3 protein-coding genes are annotated in these 6,000 nt (G+C 43.4%); 2 read left to right on the plus strand and 1 reads right to left on the minus strand.

Going from position 1 to position 6,000, the window contains the following annotated elements; translation table 11 throughout:
• Positions 1-812: 812 nt before the first annotated feature.
• Positions 813-1,052: a hypothetical protein gene (locus M0R80_03420; GenBank protein MCK9458663.1), complete on the minus strand. Its 240-nt coding sequence runs from the start codon at positions 1,050-1,052 to the stop codon at positions 813-815.
• A 109-nt stretch (positions 1,053-1,161) separates the two neighbouring features.
• Between M0R80_03420 and M0R80_03425 the strand changes: the two genes are divergently transcribed.
• Complete coding sequence (locus M0R80_03425; protein ID MCK9458664.1) at positions 1,162-3,510, plus strand: hypothetical protein; 2,349 nt, start codon at positions 1,162-1,164, stop codon at positions 3,508-3,510.
• Positions 3,511-6,000: hypothetical protein (locus M0R80_03430; GenBank protein ID MCK9458665.1), on the plus strand; the 2,490-nt coding region annotated here is incomplete at its 3' end. It abuts the gene before it with no gap.

Below are 6,000 nucleotides of genomic sequence, written 5' to 3' on the forward strand. Positions count from 1 at the left end.
TCACCGGGATATTCATAAGGCAAACATTTGATCGTCCAAGTCGAAGAAACTGTTTTTTGCAACAATGTTGGATTCGCACCAACTACCGAAACTTTATGGAAGTTTTGCTCTACTGATGAGCTAATTGTTTGTAAGTTCCGTCAGTATGGGACGATCAAATGTTTGCCTTATGTTGATTTTACCGACGCAAGCAAGTGTTGGCCCGTCCAAGTCGAAAAAGCTGTTTCACATAGTGACAGTTTAATAGACTGTTGCCTTTACCATTAGGCTAAAACACATTTTGGCGTGTTTGTTGGATTCGAACCAACAGATTGTTTGTAAGCTCTGTCTGTGTGGGACGAGCAAACACTTGCCTGCGTCAACATCATCAAGCTTCCGTCTGTCCAAGTTGAAGAAGCTGTTCAACTTTTGACAGTTCCAATTACTGGTGCCTGACCGTTAGGCTACATTCCTTGCGGAATGATGGGAGTCGAACCCACTTATTTGTTTGTAAGCTCCGTCTGTATGGGACAGACGGAAGCTTGATGATGTTTACAACTCAAATTGTCAAAGAACACAAAATTGGCTATCCAAGTTCATAGAGGGGAGAACATTCAAATCTCCCCCTTCAAGCGGGGGAGAAAGTCGTTTGTAACCTCTATAGGTTTGGGATAGCAAGGGGAGCCGTTGGAGTCGAACCAACAAAACCACAAGCCCCGTCTTTCAACACTATACGCTGAATACCGTATTGCGGTTCATTCAGTATGATCTATTATACGCCTTTTTTATTCCCTGTCAACACCAGTTTCTCAATTTTCAAAAAAATTTTTCGGTTATTCTTCCCGCATGGCTTTTAATGCCGCCTGGGAAATTTCAATTCCCCGAAAAAATTCCTGCAAATGTTCGTCATTCTCGCCCAGGTTGAAGTCAGCCTCATGAAGAATTTCCCCATGAACAAAGGCGTTGTGTACGCCAGTCATAATGTACCGTGGATCGGCTTGTGCTTCAACTACAAGCATTCTAATGAAATGCTCGACTACTTCGTGGGTTTGTATTTGATCTGCTGTCATCATTTTCCTCCACCGCCATTATACTTCAGCTTTCTGGTTTGTAAACCCCAAAATTACCCCACAAACTGGTGGTTTTTACTGAAACTGGCAGGGCAAAGGATAGATACTCAATATGGAAATTAAAGGTGCATTTAAGGCCGAAACGATTGTTGCTGGCAATATTAATTATTCAGCAGATACTGGGGCTGCCAACGCTTATGTTGTAAGCTTGGGTTTAAATTATTTATTTATAGGGCTGCCGGTTTCTTTCAAAGCCTCTCATGATAATACAGGTGCGTCAACTTTAAAAGTTGATAGTCTGCCTGCTGTTGCTATTAAAAAAAATGTAAGTGATGCCCTGGATATGGGCGATATCAAAACAGGACAAGTCATCACTGTTATTTATGATGGAATATATTTTCAAATAGCAAGTGCCCTTGGCTCAGGTATTAGCGGATATTCTGGCTACTCTGGAATTGGTATTAGTGGGTATAGCGGATATTCAGGTGACTCAGGCATTAGTGGGTATAGCGGATATTCAGGTGACTCAGGCATTAGTGGGTATAGCGGATATTCAGGTGACTCAGGCATCAGTGGATACTCAGGATACTCAGGATCAGGCATCAGTGGATATTCAGGATACTCAGGATCAGGCATCAGTGGATATTCAGGATACTCAGGATCAGGCATCAGTGGATACTCAGGATACTCTGGAACCACAAATATATATTTGGGAAATCCAACGACTGGCGATTACCTAGATGGGTTATTTCCCTGGGAACCCAATGTAACTTTGATTGCTGATGCCGAACAAGAAGTAAATGAAGTATTAGCTGCATTAGCACCCGCACCAGCACCCAATTTTTCGACATATAACAATGCCCAAACAACAGGAGCAACAGGAAAACTAAGTTTTGATGGATCATATCCCATAGGCGGTGTATCGAACGTAGATGGCATTGGCAATTGCACATCTGTCGCTGTCGATGGTGCATTTACTTATAATGCTTTAAGCGGCATGCGAAGAGGTGTTTTTAGTTCCACAACAACAAGTTTTACAGGACAATTGGCATCTAATATTGTTGCAGAACCGAATGGAGCATATCTTCAATATGCTTTTATTGACGGTGACACAGGAATTCTAAGTATATATGTCAATAATGATGTAACACCAAAACATACTGTTGATTTATCAATATTTAGTTCTGGAAGCTCTCTGAATGGCAATGGCACCGGGTTTACAAGTATATCAGCAGTAACCTATGAAAAATTTCCTAATGGCAGTGATTTTACATTATTTGTTTATAGGACAGCACAATGGGTGGTCAATACCGCTGATTGCAGAGAAGGTTGGAATTGGGTGCGTATTACCCATACCGTAGGAACAGATCGCCCGCCCACCAATCTTTATTGCGATTTTATTCGTGACCTAAATACTACGACCACGACTTTTTCTGCGGACACGCTTACAGGATTTACTGGCAGTGGATCAAAATATTTGTCGGGAGTAAATTATTATACGGGTGGATCGGCAACTTATGCCGCAACAATCAGCAATCTTTACAGAAACACATGGTATACAGGATCAGATGCTATTGCTTACAGCTTTAACAGCACCCCTTTACAAGCATTGACAAATGAATCTTTGGGCAATTCAGGAGGGGATGAAGCACTAGATGTAACTAAATCAAAAACAGTAAACATTACTTCATCCAGCACCAGACTAAATCCCACTGCTGGACATACCATTAGTGTTAGAACAACTGCAAAAAGGACTGTGCAATCTACTCAATCTTCATCCTATCGATCTATCACAGATATACTTCTTGATAATTTTGTTGCCTCATCTACCGTTACTGCTGAATATTTTGACGATGAGACTTATAGATTGCCATCAAATTCAGATTTTGACAACGACGCTACAGCCGTCACTAGTTCGTGGACATCATCTAATACCATTGCTGATGCTGGTAGTGCTGGATACAACGATGGAACACAAACATATAATGGCACACTTGTGTATCCAACAATGAATTTCTCAACCATAGCCAATGGTCCCGCTGGAAACGTTAACTACTCCACAGGTATATCTGGTGAACGTTGCTATTATAGATTTTTTGACATGTTAACCACAGCTAGGAGCAATTTTACACTTACGGTAAATGGAGCGTCAATAACACCAATATCAAATGGAACGGCTTTTTCTACAACAAGTCAAATAAAAATAGATATTAAGCTACCTAATGATGGTGGAGAAGGCACTGGTTGGCTAGATGTAACTGCATTGTTCGCAACAGCCCATTGGTCAGACGGTGACGGATGTTTGTTATCAGGAACATTTTCTATGAATTCTGCCATGTCAATAACTGTTGGCACAAAATCTACGGGAGCCGCAAGTGTTAATGGCAAGGTATTTTTAAGAATTAGAGTTCCTAGTGGATGGATTAGAAATTTGACTAGTATTACATTGGTTGGAGCATAAATGGCGTTATCAACAGACACAATGGCCCAAATGGCATTAAAGTTCCTCTTAGGTAAGAGTGATACTAATTATGCACAGAAAGGACCAAACAATGAGGCTGAAGCTTACAACATTGTTGTTGATGGCACTAAAGTCTGGACAGATAGTGTTCCAGGCACGGCTCCTGTTGGTGACACGAGTGTTATTTATTGTCTGGATGGAGTGACGCACGCTCAGGCTGTCCTTACAGCCGATCCAACATCTAATGGGCAAGCATTTTTTGCCACATATCCAGCAGGAGAGATGTCTTATCCGCCTGGAATTTCTGCTGGAGACAGAGTAAAAAATGCCATTCCTCCGTCTTATGGAACAGACTATGAAGGAAAACCATACGCCGGGGCCACACTCATTCCTCCTGGAGATGGAAGAGATTGGATTTATCAATATGAATCTGGTGTGTTTTTTCAAGAAACCGCCAGTGCCCCACCAACTCCAACCTCTATTAAGATTTATGTTTATATAGGGAAAACTGTAGCTACGGGCGGCTACAGTGGATATTCTGGAATCAGCGGTTACTCAGGATCAGGAATTAGTGGCTACAGCGGTTACTCAGGCATTAGTGGTTACTCTGGTTCTGGTGTCAGTGGCTACTCAGGATATAGTGGTTCAGGCATTAGTGGTTACTCTGGTTCTGGTGTCAGTGGCTACTCAGGGAAAAGTGGATACTCAGGCTCAGGCATCAGTGGCTACAGCGGTTATAGTGGTTCAGGCGTTAGTGGTTACAGCGGTTACTCAGGGAAAAGTGGGTACTCAGGCTCAGGCGTTAGTGGTTACTCAGGATCAGGCATTAGTGGATACTCTGGCTCAGGTGTCAGTGGTTACTCAGGATATAGTGGGTATTCAGGGAAAAGTGGATACTCTGGAATTAGTGGATACTCTGGATCGGGCATTAGTGGCTACAGCGGATATAGTGGAATTAGCGGCTACTCGGGCATCAGTGGATATAGTGGAATTAGCGGCTACTCGGGCATCAGTGGATATAGTGGAATTAGCGGCTACTCGGGATATAGCGGTTACTCAGGATATAGTGGTTCAGGCATTAGTGGATACTCTGGCTCAGGTGTCAGTGGTTACTCGGGATATAGCGGTTACTCAGGATATAGTGGTTACTCAGGTATTAGTGGATACTCAGGCTCAGGCATCAGTGGCTACAGCGGTTATAGTGGTTCAGGTGTTAGTGGCTACAGTGGTTATAGTGGTTCAGGTGTTAGTGGCTACAGTGGTTATTCAGGCGTTAGTGGTTATTCAGGTTACTCAGGTTCAGGTGTCAGTGGCCACAGCGGAATTAGCGGCTACTCGGGCATTAGCGGCTACTCGGGCATTAGTGGTTACTCGGGCATTAGTGGTTACTCGGGCATTAGTGGTTACTCGGGATATAGCGGTTACTCAGGAAAAAGTGGATACTCAGGCATTAGCGGTTACTCAGGATCGGGCATCAGTGGTTACTCAGGATATAGCGGTTACTCAGGGAAAAGTGGATACTCGGGCATTAGTGGTGACTCGGGCATTAGTGGTTACTCGGGCATTAGTGGGTACTCGGGCATTAGTGGGTACTCGGGCATTAGTGGTTACTCGGGCATTAGTGGGTACTCGGGCATTAGTGGTTACTCGGGATATAGCGGTTACTCAGGATCGGGCATCAGTGGTTACTCAGGATATAGCGGTTACTCAGGGAAAAGTGGATACTCGGGCATTAGTGGTTACTCAGGTTCAGGTATTAGTGGATACAGTGGTTATTCAGGCATTAGTGGTTATTCAGGCATTAGTGGTTACTCGGGCATTAGTGGGTACTCGGGCATTAGTGGGTACTCGGGCATTAGTGGGTACTCGGGCATTAGTGGGTACTCGGGCTCAGGTGTCAGTGGTTACAGCGGATACTCAGGAGAGCCAGCACCATATTTGTATTTATATAATTCAGCCCATACCAGCACCCCTGGTGCTGGTCATTTCTCCGCAGATGATGTATTAACAGATGCTACCGTTGTATACATTTCATCAATAGAGTTTCATACTACCGATGTTTATATGTTTTTTAACCTTATGAAGGTTGGGGATCAAATAAGGATTACAAATCTCAATAATAAGGCATTATACTTTGGTTTTAACATCATAAGTATTGATAGTTCAGTCAGTGATGTTATCGCACTGGGTGTGAATACGGGGCCTTTTAGCGGAGGGTTTAGCCCAGGATTTGATGGGTCTTTTGGTGGTACTGGATTCAGCGACAATGATTTGGTTGAAATTTCATTGCAAGTCATAGGAGTTTCAGGCTACTCAGGCGTTAGTGGTTACTCGGGATATAGTGGCTCAGGCATCAGTGGTTATTCTGGCATTAGTGGGTACTCGGGTTACTCAGGCTCAGGCATTAGTGGATACTCTGGATCGGGCATCAGTGGCTACAGTGGTTATTCAGGGAAAAGTGGATACTCTGGAATTAGTGGATACTCTGGA

It is taken from the genome of Pseudomonadota bacterium (assembly GCA_023229365.1).
Classification (GTDB): domain Bacteria; phylum Myxococcota_A; class Polyangia; order JAAYKL01; family JAAYKL01; genus JALNZK01.